Origin of the sequence: Brumimicrobium oceani (genome assembly GCF_003143775.1) — a bacterium.
Taxonomy (GTDB): Bacteria; Bacteroidota; Bacteroidia; order Flavobacteriales_D; family Crocinitomicaceae; genus Brumimicrobium; species Brumimicrobium oceani.
On the sequence record NZ_QFRJ01000008.1, the window covers coordinates 135,328 to 158,125 of the forward strand.

Sequence of the window (22,798 nt, forward strand, 5' to 3'; positions counted from 1 at the left end):
AGCGGAATCATTAATAATTACGAGAGCATTAAATATGAATGAACAAATAGAAATTCTTGGAGCAAAAGAGCACAATCTAAAAAATATAGATTTAGTCATTCCGAGAGATAAGTTGGTTGTTTTTACCGGTTTAAGTGGTAGCGGAAAATCTTCTTTGGCTTTTGATACCATTTTTGCTGAGGGACAGCGCCGATACATAGAAACATTTTCTGCCTATGCAAGACAGTTTTTATCGGGGATGGACAGGCCTAATGTGGATAAAATAGATGGGCTTTCTCCAGTGATTTCTATTGAACAAAAAACAGTTTCAAAAAACCCAAGGTCTACCGTAGGAACCATTACAGAAGTATACGATTTTATGCGTTTACTTTTCGCCAGAATAGGAACAGCTTACTCTTTCATTTCTGGAGAGGAAATGGTGAAATATTCCGACGATCAGATTGTATCCTTAATTATTGATGATTTTGAAGGAGAAAAAGTAGTGTTCTTAGCGCCTTTAGTGAAAGGAAGAAAAGGTCATTACAGAGAGCTTTTCGAAAGAATGCTAAAAAAGGGTTTTACCAAAGTGAGGGTGGATGGACAACTCATTGATATGACACCAGGCATGAAGGTTGACCGTTACAAAGTGCATGATATTGAGTTGGTTGTTGATCGGGTGAAAGTAGATCGAAAGGATGAGAAAAGGATAAAAAAGGCGGTGGAAACCAGTATGGAAATTGGTGATAAATCGATGATGCTGATGAAGTATGATGCCAAAGAAGTAAGGCATTTCAGTCGAACTTTAATGTGTCCTTCTTCTGGAATAAGTTATCCAGATCCTGAACCTAATTTATTTTCCTTTAATTCACCTTATGGTGCTTGTCAAACTTGCAATGGTTTAGGTGAAATTTCTGTAATTGATTTAGATAAAATTATTCCAGACAAGAAATTATCGATTAAAAAAGGTGGTTTAGCACCATTAGGAACCTATAAAAGAACTTGGATTTTTGAAGAATTAGAAAGATTTCTTACAGATGAAGGTTTTACTCTAAATACGGCACTCGAAGAAATTCCAGATGATGTATTAACCGCAATTCTTTACGGACGAGAAGCCACAAGAAATAGTCAAGGAAAAAACGTTGCTTCTTTCGAAGGAATTATTGATTTTTTGACTAGGCATATCGAAGAGAAAACCTCGGCGAAAATTACCCGCTGGGCGCAATCCTTCATGAATAAAAAGAGGTGCCCTACTTGTGAAGGTTCAAGACTTAAAAAAGAAGCCCATTACTTCGAAATTGAAGGGCAGCACATTGGTCAGCTGGTTGAAATGGATATAGATGAATTAGCGCATTTCTTTGAAAAATTACCAAAGAAATTAAGTAAATCGGAAATGACCATTGGTAAGGAAATTTTAAAGGAAATCAATGATAGGCTTTCATTCATTTTATCTGTTGGATTAAATTATTTAACATTAAATCGCTCGGCTAGGACGCTTTCTGGGGGAGAAGGTCAACGTATTCGCTTGGCTACTCAAATTGGCTCGGAATTGATGAATGTACTTTATGTTCTAGATGAACCAAGTATTGGGTTGCACCAAAGAGACAACACAAGATTAATAGAGTCTTTGAAACATTTACGAGATTCAGGAAATTCGGTAATTGTGGTAGAACACGACCGCGAAATGATTGAAGCAGCAGACTTTATTGTGGATATTGGCCCTGGCGCTGGAGTACATGGAGGAGAGATTGTGAACGCTTGTTCTTGGGATGAATTGATGAAAAGTGACTCGCTCAGTGCCCAATATTTATCCAACAAAAAGAAAATTGAAAACCCCGAAAAACGAAGAAAAGGAAACGGTAAAAAATTGGTGCTTAAAGGTGCCACAGGAAATAATCTAAAGAATGTGGATTTAAAAATTCCATTGGGAACTTTTACCTGTGTTACCGGTGTTTCTGGAAGTGGAAAATCCTCTTTGGTGAATCACACCTTGTATCCAATTTTAAATGCACATATTTATAACGGAGTAAAAGACCCTTTGCCTTTCAAGAAGATTGAGGGAATAGAACACTTGGATAAGGTAATTGAGATAAACCAAGACCCTATTGGAAGAACACCAAGGTCCAACCCAGCGACTTATACTAAGGTTTTTGATGAGATCAGAACCTTGTTTGCTGGTTTGCCAGAAGCGCAAATTCGCGGATACAAGCCAGGACGTTTTTCATTTAATGTAAAAGGTGGAAGATGTGAAACTTGCAAGGGTGGAGGGCTAAAACAGATTGAAATGAATTTCTTACCCGATGTTTATGTGGAGTGTGAAACTTGTGGCGGAAAAAGATACAACAGAGAAACACTGGAGGTGCGTTACAAAGGAAAATCAATTTATGATGTTTTAGACATGACCATCGAAAAAGCGACAGTGTTTTTCGAGCCTATTCCAAAGATTCATCGTATATTGTCTACTTTGCTTTCCGTAGGGTTGGGATATATCAAACTCGGTCAACCCTCAACAACAGTTTCCGGAGGAGAAGCACAGCGAATAAAACTATCCACCGAACTTTCTAAAAAAAGTACAGGAAAAACAATTTACATTTTGGATGAGCCTTCAACAGGGTTACATTTTGAAGACATCAGAATGTTATTGGATGTATTGAATCGCTTGGTGGATGAAGGAAATACGGTGTTGGTCATCGAGCACAATTTAGACATTGTGAAAGTAGCAGATTACATTGTTGATGTTGGGCCTGAGGGAGGAAAAGAAGGCGGTAAAATTGTGGGAGAAGGAACCCCAGAGCAACTGGTGAAGAAAAGCAAAGATTCAATCACCGCAAAATATTTAAAAACAGAATTAGAAAGATAATAAATGAATGATATGAGTCATAAACCAGGAAAAGATTGGAATGAGATAAAGTCAAACGACAGTTGGGCAATTTTTAAAATAATGGCAGAATTTGTTCAAGGCTACGAAAAAATGGCACGAATAGGACCCAGTGTATCTGTATTTGGATCGGCGAGAACACAGGCGCACAATGAATACTATCAAAAAGCGGTGAACATTTCTAAAATGTTAGGCGAACGCGGTTATGGTGTGATTACTGGAGGAGGCCCTGGAATTATGGAGGCTGGAAATAAAGGTGCTCAAGAAGGTGGCGGACAATCTATTGGATTAAATATCGATTTGCCATTCGAGCAAAGTGGAAATCAATACATCGATCAAGATTCAAACTTGAAATTTGATTATTTCTTTGTTAGAAAAGTTGTTTTTGTAAAATATTCTCAGGCTTTTGTTGTCTTGCCAGGTGGTTTTGGAACAATGGACGAGTTGTTTGAAGCATTGACATTAATTCAGACCAAGAAAATAGAAAGAAAACCAATCGTCTTTTTAGGTACAGCATATTGGCAAGGATTGATCGATTGGATTAAAAACACGATGCTCGCAGAAGGTAACATTTCTGAAGGAGATTTAGATCTTTTTAAAGTGTGCGATGATGAGGAAGAAGCGGTGAAATACATAGACGATTTCTTTAAAACACATTCTTTGAAACCGAATTTCTAGTTTAGACGCTATAGGTTCAGCAGAATTAGATCATTAAGGGTTTATGCCCCTAGTCCAATGTCAGCCTTCGTAAATTTCTATTTCAACAAATTGGAATAGAAATTTGTGAAGGATTTTGTCAGTTCACCGGTTATTCACATTGTTGATGGATTTGATATATCTACTGGTAAAGTATAGTGTAGGCGTTAAATCCAAAAATTCAGCTCAAAAACCAGACAGGCTTAACTTATTCTAACATTTGCACGTTGAAATTGGTGCGACCTTTGCAAAACAGTAGAAAACAAGATTAAGGATTAAAGAAGAATTTTAAAATATCAGATATGAAGTTTAGAAGTGTATTGCCATTTGTTGCCGGTTTAGCAATTTTACAAGCCTGTTCAACACCAAAGAATGAAATAATGTGGGTTGGCGGATTCCAAACAGAATGTGACGCTGGTGCAGGAAAATCGAAATGTTTAAAAGTCTATAATGGTGAAGATCTTGAAAATCAAAAGTGGGAAAATATGTTCGCCAGTATTGAAGGGTTTGAATATGAAGCAGGCTACATGAAGAAAATTGAAGTGAATAAAGTAGCCCTGGATGCCGAAAAGGTACCTGCGGATGCTTCTTCAATTCAATACAAAATGGTTAAGGAATTGGAAAAGAAAGCGGATCCAAGAGTTCAGTTGAATGGAGATTGGGTGTTGACTTCAATAAATGGTGGAAATATCAACAGAATGATTGTTTTACCTACAATGAAAATCGAACTGAATACAATGTCTATTTCTGGAAACGGAGGATGTAATTTGTACTCAACACAAATCAGCGAATTAACAACACAGAATATTAAACTGGCAAGTGCACTAGGGACTTTGATGGCTTGCGCAAACGAAAACATTGAAGAGGAATATCAAGAAGCGCTTTCTAAAGTAGAAAAATATACATTGAAGGGTGAAGAATTGGAATTTCAGAATAAGGAAGGAAAAGTTATCTTGACCTACATTCGAGTTGATGAATCTCAAGCCAATCCTGCATTGGGAGGATCTTGGAAAAACATTTCTATTCTTGGAGAAGAGCTAACCGAGGGACAGAAAAATCCAGAAATCATTTTCGATTTAGATAAATTAATGATTGCTGGGACTGATGGATGCAATAATTTCAATGGTCCTATTGAAAATGCATCAAGTACTGAGCTGAAATTTGGTGCAATTGCAGGTACTAAAATGATGTGTCCAGAGATGGATATTCCAGATTCATTTCTATTGAATTTGAGTAGAGCTGTAACCTACAGCATTGATGGCGCTCACTTAGTTTTGTTTGACAAAGGCGGAAAAGAGTTATTAGTATTCAAGAAATAAAACCGAATATTTTAATCAGATTAAGGCGAATCCAACTGTTGGGTTCGCTTTTTTATTCTAATGCTTTGATTTCTATTTGGTTGTGGTAATTTTTTAACGCTGTGCTCAAATTGTTTCTTCACAGAATAGTAAATGAAGTCTAAAATAGCTATATTGGGGAATAGGTTTTGAGTATTCTATTTTCAGCAGCCTGTGAACAAAATTTATCTCCCCTACTTTTTAAATTCAAATAGTTGGAAAATAAAGGAATTTATCCCAACAATTTGTTTTAATCTTGCAATTCGAAATAATAATAAAAATGAAATTAAAGTTTAAACATTCTCTTTTAGTTATGCTATCCTTACTAAGTTTTGGATATGCAAATGCACAATCTCAAATCATCAAATTAGACAGTGAAAATGGTTCGTTCAAAAACTTTCCTATTTTGCCAGATAATGAAGTCTTTGCAATTGAAGGAGAAATTGATAAATCAATAAAATTGGTCGAAATAGCGATCAGCGAAGAGAAATCTGGGAAAGATCCCGTTCTGTATAGTTGGAACAGATCTTTGAATAATAATTCAGAAAGTTTTTCTGTGATTATCACTCAGCCTTTAAAAGCTGGTGCAACTTATGATTTTACCATCACCACTTTTAAATCTTTAGAAACAGAGGCCAAAAAGAAAATCTTAGGAAATATTTTGATCAGAAGTCATCACTTAATTCAAAGTGAAGTGATACTGAAGAAAAATGAAATTAGAGTAAACGACACCAAAGGATTAATTAAAGGATTAAATGAAATTGCTCATCAAGGAATAGCGCTTCAAAGATCAAGAAATGGAATTGAATTCAATGGATTATCAGGTTTAGTGGAAAGTGAGATTAAGAAATTAAATAAATTGAAAATCAAAAACCTGATGCGCAAGCGAAAGACAATAGAGAAAGATTCAATTTCAGTTGCTGCACTAAATAAGAAAATTGATTATTTAACGGAATTGATTCTAACGGAAATTAAACCATTCATTTCTTCTGAGTTGGTGGAGCAATACCGAAAATACGTAATTACTGAAGTGAAAACGAGAAAAGGAAACTTTACTTTACCAATTAATGGAGGGCTTTACGCTTGGAATCTGAATTCGAACATTAATAATGTAAGTTTTTCAAATACAGGCTTAACACCTGGAGTAGGGTTCACACTTCCTTTTAAAAGGTCTTTTAGTGTTAAAGGAAAATCGATCAGCTCATTAGGACTTTCTTTGGGTGTTTTAACCAATAAACTGGAAGATGGAAATGGAGATCGTTATGGAACACCTACAATAAATCTTCCTGTTTACGGTGCACTTGGAGTAAATATATTTAGAGTAATTAGGGTGAATGCCGGTGTTTTAATGGTGAGTAATCTTGATAACCCAACAAACAAATTAAAGTTCTTGCCAACATTTGGTATTGCTTTAGAATTAGACGCATGGATTGGAGTAAGAAAATAGGAATAACAATACTTTCTGTATTAATTTTAGCATCATGTTCTTCTAGGAAAAATTACGGTTCTGTATATTTTGCTAGAGGTGACGTTTTCAGCGATTCGTCAATTTATGACGGCACAACTGTGGGCGATTATATGGCTTTTTCAGATTCAATCAATGAATATGTTGGAAGCGTAATTCTTGATGATATTAATAAAGGCGATACAGATTATGCTCAAGAATCACTGGGTGCACTTATGGATTCCATAGTAGCAGTCGATTTTGTTTCAGCCGACACTTTGGAGTTTGATGTGGAAATCGAAATTGATACAGTTATTACCAAAGATGTTGTTCTTTCTGATTCTAATACAGTTCTTTTAGAAGAAACAGAAAATGATTCTATTCAAAATGAAACAATGCGCATTGCTGATTCTCTAATCGCTAATGAAATCATAATTTTACCTGATTCTGTTGTTGATATTCCCGCTTCCTATGACTCTTTGAATGTTGAGAAGTCTGCGGTGGTTAAGGACACAATTTTGAATATCGAATCAACAGATAGTTCATCAATAATTAAATCAGATTCTTTAACGAAAACCATTTCACCTTCTATTGAAGAGAGGGACGATCAAATTGATTCAACTTCAACGAAAATTATTTATACTGATACAATAGGCATCATCCGTGAAAAAGAAATTCAGAACAGCAATGATTCAAAAGAAATAGAGGGTAGGACAAGGGATAATAAAACTCCTAAAATCATTCCGGTAATAATTCCTACCAAACAAAAGGAAAAAGCCGATACATTAAAAAATAGTAAGATAGAATCTACAAAGACCATTGGGAAATCTGACGAGATAGAGATTATTGAAGTAGACGAAATCGAAAGCGTTAAATCAAAAGAAGATTCAATCCAAAATGTTCTAAACGAAGCAAAAGCACTAGAGGAATCTGATAGATTAGCTAAAGAAAAATCAAAAGCTGATTCAATTTCTAAAAGCAATGTTTTGTACTTAAAAGAACTAGATTCAATTAAGAAAATCAATGAAAGCTTGAGGAATGAATCTAAAACCAAACACTCAGCGATTGATACCTTAATTTACTCTGTCTTTTTTGCTTCAGGTGAAAAGGAGCTAAGTGAAGCAAACAAGAAAGTGCTTCAAGAATTAGTGAAGGATGCAGAAAACAAAAACTACGCTCTGCAATTATCGGGTTATGCCGATAAATCGGGTTCAGCAAGTTTTAACAAAATCCTAAGTGAACAAAGAGTAAAGAATGTCCTGAATTATTTAATCGCACAAGGATTAGACGATAGAAAAATTCATTTCCAGTCTTTCGGAGATAAATACTCACCGAATGCCAACGACCTAAACCGAAGAATCGTTTATTGTAGTTTGATTTTGATTAATTATTAAACGTCAATATTTATCTTGTAGTGTTCTGGTTATTATGGCGATAAAGGCTTTGTAATGATTGAAAGAAAATGATAAAAACCTCCATGTTCTTTAGGAACTGAACTTTACTTTCGGCCTCTTCAATTATTAATTATCATCTCCCCATCAAGTCAACTTCAAGTCAAGCCAAAATTCGTAATTAATTGATTCGTAATTCGTAATTATTTCCCAACCACCTGAACAAACCCAAGCTGTCGCGAGATTCCATCTCGTGACCTTGGTTTAAACTCTTTCTACTTCCTCACATCCATAAACCCTTGCTTCACCACCTCACATTCCGTTAATTCACAATCCACAAAATCCCCGTCTATCTTAAACGAAATCTTATAAAAATAAGTTCCATCATTAACAATTTCCCCACTCTTAGTTTCACCATTCCATAACTTATGTTCTCCTTTTGTTAAATCTCCCGCATTTTCAAAAACAAGATTTCCCCAGCGGTTTAATATACTCAACTTGTAACTCACAGGAAGATTCACTTTAACATTGAAATAATCATTTACACCATCATTGTTAGGCGTAAAAACATTAGGAAGAGAAGCAACCAAGCTATCAAAGATGAAAACCGTAAAAGAAACAGTATCTGCGCAAATACTATCTGTTTTCCATGCAATAAGTTCTATTTCATAAGTTCCTGATGTGTCTGTCCAAAAACCAGAAAATTGATTTCCTTGGTAATCTCCATTGAGCGACCAACTGTAGTCTGTGGCATTGACTGAATTGTTATGTAAATTAATCTGAATAGGAGCCGTACCACTTATTGGGTTGGTTGCAAAAGCTGCTTTGGTGTCTATTACTGGGACAACAGTAACAACTGTATCTGTGCTACACCCAAATTTATCAATATAAAAAAGCGTGTAATCACCAGCTGACAAACCATTAAAAGTATTCGCCGAATTAGCCGTTAAAGTATCTCCATTTTTATTCACAGCCCCAAATTGAACTACATTATTAGGTACATTCTGCATTTTTATTTTCCCTGTAGAAAAACTACATACCGAATTAAAAGTGGAACTTATAATTTCAGAAGGATGCGAAACACCAATGCTGATAGGTTTTACCACAGAACAACTGTCCGTATTCCATATACGCACGGTGTAAACTTGGCTGCTGTCCCCTGAAAATATGGGGTTGGGGCAATCTGTGCAGCTTAAATCGTTTATTGCAGAAGAGTCTGAGAGGGCTGACCATTCGTAGCTTTGTCCTCCTGTGGCTTGGAGTTGGAGGGTTTGGCCAAAGCAGATGGTGGTGTCTGGGGTGAGGGTGGAGGAGAAGGTGTCGCAGGGGGAGGTGTAAGCATTAATAAATATTAGATGAGTATTATTTGCTCCGGTATTTTGTGTTGGATATTTAACATGTTGAAGTTTCATAGAGTAATTTGTAGTATTAGAATTCAAATTAGTTGAAATGTCTGCTATGGCATCAGTTTCATTCATGGTATTGTTTGATACATCATCATCTAAACCATTGAATGTTTGATTTTCGTAATAAAAATGACCCTTGGCTCCACCACATGATCTTTGATTGTTTATTAAATCGCTACCGCCAATTATACCGAGTAAATTTCCATTTAAATTTACTGCTGTTCCGTCATTTAAAGTGTTACAAGACCTGTCACTAAAAATTGATAACCCCACTGGATTTGAGGTGTTTATTGGATTCATGCTCGTAAATTCATAGATATTTTGACCTGTATAATCTTGATTGTTTATCCATAGGTTAGTGGTTACAGTGTTCATGTTTGGATTATCATATTCTAAATAGATTATCGGAGAATACCAACCCCAATTAATACCTTCTGTAACACCAGGGACATAAATAGAAAAAGATCCTGTTGTGGTGATCCATGCTGAATTTGTTAAATCCCTAACAAATAATTTTCCTGGTGTAGCAGATGGATGTAGATGATTAACATTCATAATATAATTAGAGCTGTCAATTTCGATATTATTTCCATTTATTTTTACGTATTTTATTTTAGGAAATCCTGTTGAATACACAAATAATAAAAGCTTTCTAATGCTACTTCCTGAAGGAAAGTGTAAATGTAAGGAATCATATAGTGCGCCACCTGTTCCGCTAGATAATCCGCCAGCCGTAACCCCACCACTAAAAGCATCTTGATGGTAAATGCTTTGTGTGAAACCCAAATTTGAGCTTATACAAAGAATAAATATGAATTGTAGTAAGTAAATTTTTTTCATAATTCAAATGTAAGCTATTGCTGTTGTAAATGTCGATAATTAATAGAGAATTTTCAAACTAATTTTAAAATAAATGTTAATAAAATTTGTTTTATGTTTTTTTTTTTATGAAGTTAGCTTAATTATTACTATAAATATACACTAAAAACAAACATTATGAAAAGTATGAAATTTATTTTATCAAGCATGATTTTAGGGTTTGCTTTTATTTTAACAGCCCAAACCCCTTCTCAAAATAATATTTGGAGTATGACAGGTCAATATTATGATTCTGATGATGGGTATATATATTCCCTCCCCACCCAAAATCCAAACATCGGTTACGATGGTTTACCCGCCTCAAATGCCTCAAACGCCATGCAAGATGCAAACGGAGATTTGCTCTTCTTTATTGTAGATGGTGAGATTTATGATAAGGAAGGATATATGATTGGGAATTTATCTTGGATATCAAGTCCTACTAATGAAGTGAAGGGGACGTCCGAAATTGCCATTATTCCACAACCTGGTAATTGTAGCGTTTATTATATCGTTGCAGCAGGATCTCAAGATTTTTTGAATACAAACTATAACAGGAAGCCTTATTTGGCAAAACTGGATCTTAGCCAATACAGTGATATTAATGCCAGTCGAAAAGGTAAGCTGATTGAGTGTGTTTCTATTCAAAGTATTTTGCCAAGTAATGCAACGCCGATCGAAGGGCAGCCAATTAGACAGGCCAATGTTTATATTGCGGCATCTAAGTTAAGGAATGATAATTCTCGTTTAGTATTTATAACCACTCCGTATAGGTTGTATCGATTTAAAGTCGATAATAATGGTTTTCCCCAAGCTGTCGCGAGATTCCATCCCAAGCTGTCGCGAGATTCCATCTCGTGACCTTGGTTTAAACTCTTTCTACTTCCTCACATCCACAAACCCTTGCTTCACCACCTCACATTCCGTTAATTCACAATCCACAAAATCCCCGCCTATCTTAAACGAAATCTTATAAAAATAAGTTCCATCATTAACAATTTCCCCACTCTTAGTTTCACCATTCCATAACTTATGTTCTCCTTTTGTTAAATCTCCCGCATTTTCAAAAACAAGATTTCCCCAGCGGTTTAGAATACTCAACTTGTAACTCACAGGAAGATTCACTTTGACATTAAAAAAGTCATTTACACCATCATTGTTAGGTGTAAAAACATTAGGAAGAGAAGCAACCAAGCTATCAAAGATGAAAACCGTAAAAGAAACAGTATCTGCACAAATACTATCCGTTTTCCACGCAATAAGTTCTATATTGTATGTTCCTGAAGTATCTGCCCAAAACCCTGAAAAAGAATTGCCTTGGTATGCATCATTGATCCACCAACTGTAATCTGTAGCGTTTTGCGATTGATTGGTCAAATTAATATAGATAGGAGCAGTTCCTTTTTTAGGATAAGCGTTGAATTGGGCAACGGTATTAATAATGGGTTCAACGTAAATTAATGTATCATTACTACATCCATATTTATCAATATAAAAAACAGTGTAATTTCCAGCAGATAAACCTGTAAAATCATTTCCCGAAGTTGGATTTATCGTGTCTCCACTAGGATTTACTGCTCCTAACTGAACAGCTTTCTCTGGCAAGTCTTCTACCAAAATTTTTCCTGTTGAAAAACTACAAGTGGAACGGTACATTTTGGCATTTATGGGCTGTGGCTGACTTACATTAATATGCACTGATTTTACAACTGAACAGCTGTCCGTATTCCAAGTTCTAACGGTATAGGTTTGACTGCTATCTCCTGAGAATATAGGATTGGGGCAATCTGTGCAACTTAAATCGGTTAGAGCGGAAGGGTCTGTGAGGGCTGACCATTCGTATCCAGTAGATGTGGTTGTCGAAACCCCGCCTGTGGCTTGGAGTTGTAGAGTTTGGCCAAAGCAGATTGTGGTGTCTGGGGTGATTGTGGAGGTGAAGGTTTGGCAGGGGGAGGAGTAGGTGAGGAAGAAGGAGAGGTAATAATCATGTGCATTGGAGGAGTTGATGTTTTCCCATTTAAAACTCCAGTCTAAAGATGTTGAATTATTGGTGGTATATCCAGAAATGTTAGCTAAACCATCACTTCCTCCCATAATATTATCAGCAGTATCGTCATCTAATCCAAAAAGCTGATTGTATTGGTAATAAAAGTGACCTTTAACGCCTGCACAGTTATAGTTGATGTTAACGTTATCAGCCTCTGATAGTAAACCAATTTGATTATTGTTAATTTGGATATTGGATCCTGCATCACCAGGGCAAGCAATAATGTCAGAGTATAGTGAAAACCCAACTGGATGGAGGTTGTTGATAGGTAGAATGTTATCAATGTTATAAGAAGTGCTGACAGAAGTTAAGTCTTTGTTATTAATGAAAATAGAGGTTGCCGTTTTAGTAAGGACAGAATTTTCATAAACTATGTAGAGAAATGCTGAAGTAAATTTGGTTAGGTTTAAATTTTGCGAAACTGTAATGTTATAAATAAGTGTTGAAGGTGAAATGTCGCTTGTAATATCTTTCTGGTAAATCGTATTTTTACTGAAAAATGATGATGCGTAAAAGCTTGATATAGCATCATTATTATTGAATGAATATTTTGTTCCATTAATAGTGATATCATCTGAAACAATATTTTCACCAACACTAAAAGCAATAAGAATGGCCTTTTTTATAGTGCTTCCTGGCTCAATAAAAACATCGACTACACCTGTTCCAGCTCCACCTCCAGCTGAAAAACCTCCTCCTGTTACTCCACATTTACAAATATCTTGGTATAAAACCACTTGCCCTGTAATGAAACTGTGGCTGTTGATGAATAATAGTAGAAAAATTTTTGTAATAAGTTTCATAGATACTTTTTAATAACAAATATATAATTTGTTTTAGTGTTTTTTTTTTTTATGAAATTCGTGATTGATCACAAAACTATTTATTATGAAAATCAACAAATTTATTTTTTTGAGTATCATCTTAGGATTTTCCTGTGGACTGTTTGCTCAAACTCAAACACAAAATGGAGTATGGAGTTTGCCGGAATACTATTGGGAAAGTCAAAGTCCAATTCAACCCCTCCCCACCCAAAATCCAAACATCGGCTACGATGGTTTACCCGCCTCAAATGTCTCCAACGCCATGCAAGATGCAAACGGAGATTTACTATTTTTTATTGTAGATGATGAGATTTACGATAAGGAAGGTTACACCATCGGGATTTTTGATGCTGCACCAAATTATCCGCCATTTGAAGTAAAGGGTACATCTGAAATCTCGATAGTTCCTGTTCCTGGGAATTGCAGTCAGTTTTACATATTTTTGTCGGGACGCAAAAATTATACAGGTATGTTTTCAAAAAAACCAGCTGTGGCTTTGTTAGATATGTCACAGGTAAATACATTAGGCCTAAATCCAGGTAAAATGGGGAATTTATTGTATTGTAGAGATGTGCAAAGCGTGTTGCCGAGCAATGTACCAGATATCACGACTTTTGATGATAAACAGGGAGGTTCTTACTTTGCAGCATCAAAGGAATACGATGGTAAAAGATTTGTTTTTATTAGTGCAAGTGAAAGAATATACAGATTTATCATTGATATTAATGGTTTTCAATATGACGGTTTTATTCCAGTTACTTTCTTTACTGGTGATAAAACTTTGAGTTATAGAGGAGAGATGGAGTTAATAGAAGTAGATAATAATGATATTAAGTACAGGTTGGATTTTTCTTTTTATAAATCCAGTCAATGTCAAATTCATCACTCATAATTCATTTCGAACTTAGTTTAACTTAATTATTAAGTTCCACCTGACAATTCGTAATTAACTATTGAGTTTCCCTGCAATAAACCCCGTCGTCCAAGCAGCCTGAAAATTATACCCACCAGTTATTGCGTCAATATCTAAAACCTCTCCAGCGAAATACAATCCAGGAAGATGTTTGCTTTCCATTGTTTTCATGTTTACACTGTTTAAACTAACGCCTCCACAGGTCACAAATTCTTCCTTGAAAGTTGTTTTTCCGCTCACTTCGTAAACATCGTTTGCCAGCACTTCTATTAATTTATGAACTCCTTTTTTACCAATTTCATCCCATTTTTGAGTTAGCGGTAATTCAGCTTTTTCGAGTAAGAAAACCCATAATCTTGAAGGTAAATTATAGGGCCGCATGTTTTGCAATTGCTTTTGTCCATGTTCTGAAATAATAGCTTGAATTTCTTCCCTTACCACATCCTGATTCTGTTCATTCGTCCAATTCACTTGTAAATTAAATTGATAGTTTTTGTCAGCCAAAAGTCTCGCTCCAAAAGAAGAAAGTACCAAAACCGCTGGGCCACTCATTCCCCAGTGTGTAATGAGTAAAGGTCCATTTCCCACTAGTTTTTCCCCTTGAATTTTCGTAGTAGCATTTTCAACCGCAACGCCCATCAAAGATTTTACCTTTTCTTTGGGCATATTGAAAGTAAACAAACTCGGAACAGGAGATTTAATTTCGTGTCCCAATTTCTCTAACCATCTCAATCCATCTTTCTTTGGACTCCCGCCAGAGGCAACAATTACCTTATTGAAAAACAAACTGTTTACATCATCAAAAAACACATTAATTCCACCAACCGTTTTTTCTAATTGCTTAACAGTGGACTCCATTTTAATAGTAATGCCTAGCTTTTCAACCTCGCTCATCAAGCAGTCAACAATCGATTGAGAGTTATCTGAAACAGGAAAAACACGTTGATCTTCCTGAGCATAAAGTGGAACATCTCTCGAAGTAAACCATTCCAGCGTATGTTCATTACCGAATTCTTGGAATAATTTCTTAAGCTGCTTTCCACCACGCGGATAAGCTTTACTCAATTCGGAAATTGAAGTTTCAGCATTGGTAACATTGCATCTCCCACCTCCAGAAATTTTGACTTTAGCCAATAATTTCTTTGATTTTTCGATGATAATTACTGTGCTTTCAGGGTAATTCGTTTTTGCTTGAATGGCAGCGAAAAATCCTGCAGCACCACCCCCAATTATTCCAATTTTCATGATTGTTCCTTTGTTGCAAAGTTAGTAAACCAAGTTGAAATGAAGTTAACCATAATAGAATCTTCTGATTTACTAAAAGCCTTGCTCATATTGACTGTAAAGGTTTTTAACGGTTAATAAGCGATAAATAGAGAGGGTTCGAAATCTCCGAAAACCACACTTTTTAGAAAATGTCAAATTTTCTGAAACCTTGCTATTGTTGTCTATAAGCGTTTTTAACGGTTAATGAGCGATAATTCTAGAGGTTTCGAAATTCCTGAAAATCGCTTTTTTAGAAATCATTGAATTCTCTGAATGCCTTGCTATTGCTTTCTCTAAGTGTTTTTAACGGTTAATAACGTCTAAATACGAGGAAGATTTTCGAAATAACACAAAACCACCCTTTTATAAAGAATGGAAATCTCTGAATCCCTTGCTATTGTTGTCTATAAGTGTTTTTAACGGTTAATGAGCGATAATTCTAGAGGTTTCGAAATTCCTGAAAATCGCTTTTTTAGAAATCATTGAATTCTCTGAATATCTTGCTATTGCTTTCTCTAAGTGTTTTTAACGGTTAATAAGCGTTAATTCGGTTCTGGTTTTCGAAATAACTGAGATCTACACTTTTTAGAAAATATCGAATTTTCTGAAATCCTTGTTATTGTTGTCTCTATGTGTTTTTACGGTTAATAACGGCTATTTCGAGGAACATTTTCGAAATAAAGAGTTCCACACTTTTTGAGTAATGATAAAATCTCTAAAACTACAGTCGCTGTTGATTGTAAAGGTTTTTAACGGTTAATAAGCGATAAATAGAGCTATATTTTTCAAATAATAAAATCGGTACTTCATGCTTTCAATCCTTATAGAATATGGACTAACGGGACTAGCGAAATTAGTACAAATTCTGGGAGCTGTCTCTGGGGCTTAGCTTCATATTTCATTCCTTGATATGCGCTTTTCAACCCGCATGTTACATTCTTCACAAACTTTATGTGCTATGGTCGTAGATTAATACAATAATACGTAACTTTGCGGAAATTAAATTTGAAGCAAAATGATTTTAGGAATGTTTGGTCCTTGGCAAGTTGTTCTCGTTGTGGTAGTTGTCTTATTGCTCTTCGGAGGACGTAAGATTCCAGAACTTATGAAAGGTTTGGGGAAAGGAATGAAAGAATTCAAAGACGCTACCAAAAATGATGAAGATCAGGGTGGTGAAAATGAAAAAGAAAACAACAAGAAATAGGTTAAAATCCCTTATTCATGTACAAGACTTTTACTGATATAAAGGCTGCCCTAAATAAAGGACGGACAGTTCAAGATATTCTCCGAAATTACTTGGAGAATATTAAAGAACGCAAAGATTTAAACGCATTTTTGGAGGTTTTTGAAACTTCAGCTAAAGAACAAGCTTTGGTTGTTGATGAGAAAATTAAAAATGGAACCGCAGGTCGTTTGGCCGGAATGGTGATCGCAATAAAAGATAATCTGTGCTATAAAGGACACAAGGTTTCTGCTGCATCCAAAATACTAGAGGGTTTCGAATCAATCTACACGGCAACTTCGGTGCAACGCTTGTTGGATGAAGACGCTGTGATTATTGGACGCTTAAATTGCGACGAATTTGCAATGGGTGCCTCTAACGAAAATTCTGCTTTTGGTCCTGTAAGAAATGCACTCAACGAAGATTATGTCCCTGGGGGCTCTTCGGGAGGTACCGCAACAGCAGTCGCTGCAGAGTTGTGCACCGTTGCTTTAGGAAGCGATACGGGAGGGTCGATTCGTCAGCCTGCTTCTTTTACGGGAACAATAGGATTTAAGCCAAGCTATGGTAGAATTAGTCGCTATGGTTTAATTGCCTACGCTTCTTCTTTCGATCAAATTGGCCCTATAGCGCATGATGTGGAAGATATTGCTTTGGTCACGGAAATTATGGCCGGCGGAGATGAATATGACGGAACAGCTTCTACAAGAGAAGTGCCTTCATTGAAGCCCCAAGCATTAAAGAAAAAGCTGAAAATCGCTTACATAAAAGAGACGCTAGATACGGACGGAATTGATCCCGAGATCAAGGAAAGAATTGAACAATTGGTGAACTGTCTAAGAGCAGATGGCCATGAGTTAATTCCAGTTTCTTTCGCTTATCTTGAGCAAATGGTACCTACTTACTACGTTTTAACAACCGCAGAGGCTTCCTCAAACTTATCAAGGTTTGATGGTGTTCATTTTGGATATAGAAGTAGCGAGGCAAAAGGTGTCGAGGAAACCTATGTTAAATCTCGTACCGAAGGATTTGGTGAAGAGGTAAAACGTAGAATAATGGCAGGAACTTTTGTCCTTTCTCAAGGGTATTATGATGCTTATTATACGAAAGCGCAAAAAGTACGAAGATTAATCCAGGACCGCACCAATGAAATTCTTGCTCAAAATGACTTGATTTTATTGCCTACAACCCCTACAACAGCATTCGAATTAAATTCTGTTAAAGACCCAATTCAAATGTATTTGCAGGATATTTATACTGTTCAGGCCAATTTAGCAGGAAATCCAGCTATTTCTTTGCCCATTGGAAAACACAGTAATGGAATGCCTTTCGGTTTGCAATTAATTGGAAATCACTTTGGGGAAAAAGAATTACTCGATACTTCAGCTTACTTAATGGATTTTTGCTAAATGATAAAACACGTAAACAAATTAGTACTTCAAACTTTAGTTCTTTTTATAGGATTTATAGCCTTTGGACAAACAGATACCATCGTTCAAAAGGATACTTCGGAAGTAATAGAGTATGAACAGTTTTTACGTGTAGTGGAAAATACTTTAGAAGGGTATTACAAAGATTTTTCTTCAACAGATCAACAAACTGATTCTATCATTAAAGCACTGGGGTATGATGAAGAGGATGTTCCAGAATTTGAAGACTCAATTTATTGTCAGCGCATTGCCGCAATGAATGAAATGAGCCCTTTTCAATTGGAATGCAACAGAGATGTCGTACGTGTTTTAAAGTTTTTTGCGAAGAACAGAAGAGGTTTTACAAGCGTTGTTTTAGGAAGGTCAAAATTATACTTCACCCTTTATGAAGAGAAATTGGCCAAGCACAATATGCCGTTAGAATTAAAGTATTTATCGGTAATCGAAAGTGGTTTGCGTCCACAAGTGAAGTCTAGAGCAGGGGCATTAGGACTTTGGCAGTTCATGTATAGGACAGGGAAGTACTATGGTTTGGACCAAAATTCTTACATCGACGAAAGAATGGATCCTGAATTGGCCACAGAAGCTGCTTGTCTTTATTTAAAAAAATTATACGGTCTTTATAATGATTGGAACATGGCGCTTGCTGCTTATAACGCGGGTCCGGGAAATGTAAACAAAGCAATTCGTCGTTCTGGAGGTAAAATGACCTATTGGGAGATCCGCCCTTTCTTACCAAGAGAAACGCAAGGCTACGTCCCTAATTTTATTGCCATGTCCTACATGCTTACTTATCATGCAGAACACAATATTAAAGCCAGAGAAGCTAAGTTTCACGATTTTGAAACAGACACGGTTTGCTTAAGGGATGGTTTACACATGAATGTTATTGATTCATTGACGCAATGGTCAGTTGAAGATATTCAAGCTTTAAACCCTGTTTATAAAACAACATATATTCCTAAAACTACTCCACCACAATGCATTTCTATTCCAACTGAATACTTGGGGAGATGGATTGAAATGGAAGACAGTATTTATGCTCTAGATTCATTGATTTATGAGAGCATTGTAGAAGAGGAAGAAGTAAATCAAGAAGTAACGATTCATTATGTTCGAAGCGGTCAAACTTTGGGTCATATTGCAGGTCGCTATGGTGTGAAAGTGCGTGAGATAATGGAGTGGAATAATATGCGTTCAACTCGTTTATCGATTGGTCAGAGACTAACAATTTATTCAGACGGAGCTGCTCCAAAGCCAAAAGCAGCAGCAGCGAAAACAAATGAAAGGCCAAAAACACCAATTACAGGACCATCTCACACAATAAAATCTGGAGAAAGTTTGTGGACAATAGCGAAAGATAAGGGGATTTCAGTGGATGAATTGAAAAGATTGAATCCTGGAGTGAATTATAGAGATTTAAAGGTGGGACAAAAAATTCGTGTTAAATAAGATATCCCTTCCTGTTTTCTTGTTTTTTTAGCACAGTTATTGTATTTTCTCCTCTTCAAAAAACAATAAGAAAATGAAAAATTGGTGGTTCATACTGTTTCTAGGCTTTATTCTAACTTCATGTTTAGATGGCGATAATTCAGAAAAGAAATCTGAAACTCAATCTAAAGCTGAAATAGCGCAAGACTCTACCCAGAAGGGCGGACGAAAAATAATCAATGCAGGGTCAGTTTCTCAATATACAGGTAAGCCTGGAAGATTAATTGTTGTTGCCGAGCCTACTGAGTATATTCCAGAAATAGAAACGCTCTTTGATTCTATTTTCGCCGCACCTATGAGGCCATTTTATCCCCCAACTCCGTATTTTGAAGTTTATCAGCGTTCTCCTAAGGACTTTAGAAGATTGTCCACGCGATTGCGAAACGTGATTGAACTCAATATTGATGAAAAGATAGAAAAAGGTAATCCCACAATGCATATTTACGAAAACTATTACGCGAAAACACAATTATACACCAAGCTTCAAGCGCATGATATCAGTGATTTATATGATTTGTTGCTCAAAGAGGTGGATTATCTTTTTACAGTATATGATCGTCAGGAGTGGAAAAGAGAATATTACCGTCATCCTTCCAAAAAGAATGCGGCAACGAGGAATGAGCTAAAGTCTAAATTCGGCATTGATTTAACATTGCCTTCTAAGTTTAGCTATGAATCCATAAATGACGAATATGCCATCATTATGTTTCCAGATAGAACGCGTCAAATGGACATGGAGACCACGGGAGCATACAGCACTTCTAGAGCTAATTTTATTCAAAGTGGAGTCATGATTTGGCAGTATCCATACACAGATGAAAGGCAATTGTATCCAGACAATTTAATGATGATGCGAGATACCATTTTAAAGTACTATGCAAAGCATGAAATGGAAGGAGTGTACATGGGAACACAAGATCATCCTGCCGTTATTCCACAATATGAAAAACTAAAAGTGGGAGACATAACGGGGTATCAATTTAGAGGTTTATTTAAATTTACAGGAGCTGCGGAGCCTTCTGGAGGACGTTTTTGGAGTTACCACTTCAAACATCCCTACAGAGAAACAATTGTAGCTTTGAGCGGTTATCTTGACGCTCCACCAACTATGTCAGCAAGTTTTGATTTTAATCGAATTCGCGCGGTGATTTATTCTGTGAAGGCGGTGGATTAAGGAAATCATTCGTAGCTTTTCTTCATCTAAATCTCATTCTCCTACACTCTTGTGAGTGTTTGTAAAAGCGTAATGAAAATCGCCTGTAATACTGTGCTTGAAATTAACCACGAGCTGCCTGTAGAGGTCACGATGCAATCTTTTAAGTGATATTTTAATGCTAAAATAAAAGCTTTCAGATCAAAGTTTACAGGAGTTCGAAGTGTTGAATACTTTTTATTCAGATTGACAAATGTTTATGCCTAATCCCTAACAATTGGTCTTGATCCTATTTTAGGACACCAGTTTTAACAAACCAATGGATTTATGCACTTATTTCCGGTGGCCTAAAATTACTTTAAATTTAGGTCACCAAATAGGACACGAGATTTATGTATTCCCTTATGTTTATTACTTTTGTTTGTGTTTGTTAGATTTTAGTGTTTGGTCGAAAGTATTGGTTTTAGTGATATTTGGTGGTATATAACAAAAAAAGACCTCCAAATGGAGGTCTTTTTGTTGTCCTACTAGGGAGCGCCAAAAAACCTCAAACCCCTTATTTTACTTGCGTTTAGGAATGTTGTAAAATTCAGGTCACCACATAGGGCACGTGAAATATCGTGAATTATGTACTTAAATGAATGAACGTTATGATTATAAAGATAAACAATTTCGTATTCATACACTTATAATTAACACTAAAAATTATTTACCTATGACTTCTTTTACCTCACCACACTTCAACATCGCTTCACCATAATATGGATTCTTAATCTCAGACTCTAAACTCAACCAATCTGCACCGTTGTTGTTATTCACCATAGGACAATGTTCGATGTAAATGGCCTTGTCCATCGCTCCAAAAGTTTTCAGAATTAAAATCATTTCATCAGAGATTTGCTCAAAGAAAATCCTTAGTTTTTGAATGTCTTTTGTAGCTGCTGCGTTCTTTAACTGATTTTCTAATTGGTCACTTCGCTTCATCCAAAAGTTATGGGCATCGCCTTTGAAAATTTTCATGTCAATTTTATTTAAGATTGTAGTCATTTCTTTCGCACTTGAAATTCCAGCTTTGAAATCGTCATTTACGAGATTGTTTTTTAATTTGAAATAAGCTTCGAAAAGTGGAGACAAGGCATCTTTTTCCTTTTGACCGATGGACATTTCTTCCTTTGTCATAGTTTCAGAATGAGAAGCTCCTCCATGATTATGACCTGAAACAGGAACTCCTCCTTCTGGATTCATCATGCTTGGTTTGCCCGCCAATTGTGCAGCTGCGTCAATGCTAAAAGTTCCGTTTGTTGCAATTTCTTCACCGACTTCTAAACCTTCTTTAATGAGGTATCCGTCTCCCAATGAAGGTCCTAAAGTGACCATTTTCATCAAAAAGCTAACTTTATCAGAACTTGCGTTTTTCACGTAAACAACAGAACGTTCTCCTGTCCACATTACGGCAGATTTTGGAACGACAATCACCTCTTCGTTCACCTCCAGTTGACTTTCGATTATCCCTTGAACGAACATATCTGGCTTTAATCTTTGTCCATGATTTTTAAGAATAACTCTGGCCGAAGCAACTCGTGTATTAGAATTAATCACAGGATCGATAAAGGATATTTCTCCTTTGAATTTCTCGTTGGAAAGTGCACGAACGGTGAATTCTACTTTATCACCTTGTTTAATCCAAGGAATGTCGCTTTCGTAAACGTCGAACAGTACCCAAACCGTATTGATGTCAGCTATTTCATACAACGATTGTCCTTTTTGAATGTAATCCCCAAGGTTGATTCTCTTGTCGGTAACAACTCCAGAAACATCTGCTAGAATTGGGAATTGTTCTTGAATTTCTCCATTTGCAAGGATTTTATTGATTTGATTTTCTGTTAACTTCCAATTCTTTAGTTTTTCTTTAGCGGCACTAAATAAAGAAGGTTGGGATTCCTTTATTTTAAGCGCTTCAAACAACTCTTCTTGTGCTGCAACTAATTCCGGAGAATAGATGTAAGCCAAAACTTGTCCTTTTTGAATAGTTTCCCCAGTAAAGTTTACTGTCAGTTTTTCAATTCTCCCTGGAATGTGTGAGGATTGAGAATAAACATTGCGTTCATCTGTTTTCACTTTTCCGTTCATGCGCACTTCTTTGACTGGCTTCTGTTTCGAAACAATTGATGTTTGAACATTCGCCAATTGCATAGCCGTCGGGGACATTCGAATTTCTAAAGGATTTCCATCATCGTTAGAATCCGTGCTCAAAGGAATTAAATCCATTCCACATAAAGGACAAGCTCCGGGTTCATTTGCTCGAATTTGAGGATGCATTGAACACGTCCAAATGGTTTCTTCAGAATGATCGTGAGCTTCCGCTGAATTTGAGCTTTTATCTGCTGAACCAAAAATCATCCACCCCAATAATAAGCCTAAAACAAGAGTGGAAATTGCGATATATGTTGTTTTTCTATTTTTCAT

At 36.1% G+C, this 22,798-nt stretch carries 15 protein-coding genes; 11 read left to right on the forward strand and 4 right to left on the reverse strand.

The genetic code is table 11. The features are described from left to right. Nucleotides 1-34 precede the first annotated feature (34 nt). The 5 genes from uvrA (at nucleotide 35) to DIT68_RS11090 (ending at nucleotide 7,725) form a co-directional block, all read left to right on the forward strand. Nucleotides 35-2,836: an excinuclease ABC subunit UvrA gene (gene uvrA, locus DIT68_RS11070; protein WP_109359872.1), complete on the forward strand. Its 2,802-nt coding sequence runs from the start codon at nucleotides 35-37 to the stop codon at nucleotides 2,834-2,836. Nucleotides 2,837-2,848: 12 nt separating this feature from the next. Then, nucleotides 2,849-3,532 carry an LOG family protein gene (locus tag DIT68_RS11075; protein ID WP_109359908.1) on the forward strand — a complete coding sequence of 228 codons (684 nt, stop codon included), beginning with the start codon at nucleotides 2,849-2,851 and terminating at the stop codon, nucleotides 3,530-3,532. 320 nt (nucleotides 3,533-3,852) lie between these two features. After that, nucleotides 3,853-4,869 carry an META domain-containing protein gene (locus tag DIT68_RS11080; protein ID WP_109359873.1) on the forward strand — a complete coding sequence of 339 codons (1,017 nt, stop codon included), beginning with the start codon at nucleotides 3,853-3,855 and terminating at the stop codon, nucleotides 4,867-4,869. A 331-nt stretch (nucleotides 4,870-5,200) separates the two neighbouring features. Continuing rightward, entirely contained in the window at nucleotides 5,201-6,334 is a 1,134-nt protein-coding gene (locus tag DIT68_RS11085; RefSeq protein WP_146194197.1) for a hypothetical protein, read from the forward strand. Then, the gene (locus DIT68_RS11090) at nucleotides 6,313-7,725 is read left to right on the forward strand and encodes an OmpA family protein (protein ID WP_109359875.1); all 1,413 of its coding nucleotides are present in this window, start codon (nucleotides 6,313-6,315) and stop codon (nucleotides 7,723-7,725) included. Before DIT68_RS11085 ends, DIT68_RS11090 begins: the two co-directional genes overlap by 22 nt. A gap of 272 nt (nucleotides 7,726-7,997) precedes the next feature. Here DIT68_RS11090 and DIT68_RS11095 read toward each other — a convergent pair whose 3' ends face one another. Beyond that, nucleotides 7,998-9,968, reverse strand: a complete 1,971-nt coding sequence (locus tag DIT68_RS11095; RefSeq protein WP_109359876.1) for a T9SS type B sorting domain-containing protein — start codon at nucleotides 9,966-9,968, stop codon at nucleotides 7,998-8,000. Nucleotides 9,969-10,124: 156 nt separating this feature from the next. Between DIT68_RS11095 and DIT68_RS11100 the strand changes: the two genes are divergently transcribed. After that, nucleotides 10,125-10,847, forward strand: coding sequence for a hypothetical protein (locus DIT68_RS11100; RefSeq protein WP_146194198.1), 723 nt, complete (start codon nucleotides 10,125-10,127; stop codon nucleotides 10,845-10,847). 18 nt (nucleotides 10,848-10,865) lie between these two features. Here the strand turns inward: DIT68_RS11100 and DIT68_RS11105 are convergent, their stop codons facing one another. Next, on the reverse strand, nucleotides 10,866-12,836 hold the full coding sequence (locus DIT68_RS11105; RefSeq protein WP_109359878.1) for a T9SS type B sorting domain-containing protein: 1,971 nt from the start codon (nucleotides 12,834-12,836) through the stop codon (nucleotides 10,866-10,868). Between the two features lie 85 nt (nucleotides 12,837-12,921). On the opposite strand from DIT68_RS11105, the gene DIT68_RS11110 reads away from it, so the two are divergent. Beyond that, nucleotides 12,922-13,749: a hypothetical protein gene (locus DIT68_RS11110; RefSeq protein ID WP_109359879.1), complete on the forward strand. Its 828-nt coding sequence runs from the start codon at nucleotides 12,922-12,924 to the stop codon at nucleotides 13,747-13,749. A 54-nt stretch (nucleotides 13,750-13,803) separates the two neighbouring features. Here the strand turns inward: DIT68_RS11110 and DIT68_RS11115 are convergent, their stop codons facing one another. Further along, nucleotides 13,804-15,015 (reverse strand): BaiN/RdsA family NAD(P)/FAD-dependent oxidoreductase, encoded by a 1,212-nt coding sequence (locus tag DIT68_RS11115; protein WP_109359880.1) that lies wholly within the window; start codon nucleotides 15,013-15,015, stop codon nucleotides 13,804-13,806. A 1,036-nt stretch (nucleotides 15,016-16,051) separates the two neighbouring features. Here DIT68_RS11115 and tatA point away from each other — a divergent pair. The 4 genes from tatA (at nucleotide 16,052) to DIT68_RS11135 (ending at nucleotide 20,353) form a co-directional block, all read left to right on the forward strand. Continuing rightward, nucleotides 16,052-16,240 carry a twin-arginine translocase TatA/TatE family subunit gene (tatA, locus tag DIT68_RS11120; protein WP_109359881.1) on the forward strand — a complete coding sequence of 63 codons (189 nt, stop codon included), beginning with the start codon at nucleotides 16,052-16,054 and terminating at the stop codon, nucleotides 16,238-16,240. A 17-nt stretch (nucleotides 16,241-16,257) separates the two neighbouring features. Continuing rightward, nucleotides 16,258-17,667: an Asp-tRNA(Asn)/Glu-tRNA(Gln) amidotransferase subunit GatA gene (gene gatA / locus DIT68_RS11125; protein ID WP_109359882.1), complete on the forward strand. Its 1,410-nt coding sequence runs from the start codon at nucleotides 16,258-16,260 to the stop codon at nucleotides 17,665-17,667. After that, nucleotides 17,668-19,140, forward strand: a complete 1,473-nt coding sequence (locus DIT68_RS11130; protein ID WP_109359883.1) for a lytic transglycosylase domain-containing protein — start codon at nucleotides 17,668-17,670, stop codon at nucleotides 19,138-19,140. 73 nt (nucleotides 19,141-19,213) lie between these two features. Next, nucleotides 19,214-20,353 carry a DUF4837 family protein gene (locus DIT68_RS11135; protein WP_109359884.1) on the forward strand — a complete coding sequence of 380 codons (1,140 nt, stop codon included), beginning with the start codon at nucleotides 19,214-19,216 and terminating at the stop codon, nucleotides 20,351-20,353. A gap of 684 nt (nucleotides 20,354-21,037) precedes the next feature. Here DIT68_RS11135 and DIT68_RS11145 read toward each other — a convergent pair. Then, nucleotides 21,038-22,798 carry an efflux RND transporter periplasmic adaptor subunit gene (locus DIT68_RS11145; RefSeq protein ID WP_109359885.1) on the reverse strand — a complete coding sequence of 587 codons (1,761 nt, stop codon included), beginning with the start codon at nucleotides 22,796-22,798 and terminating at the stop codon, nucleotides 21,038-21,040.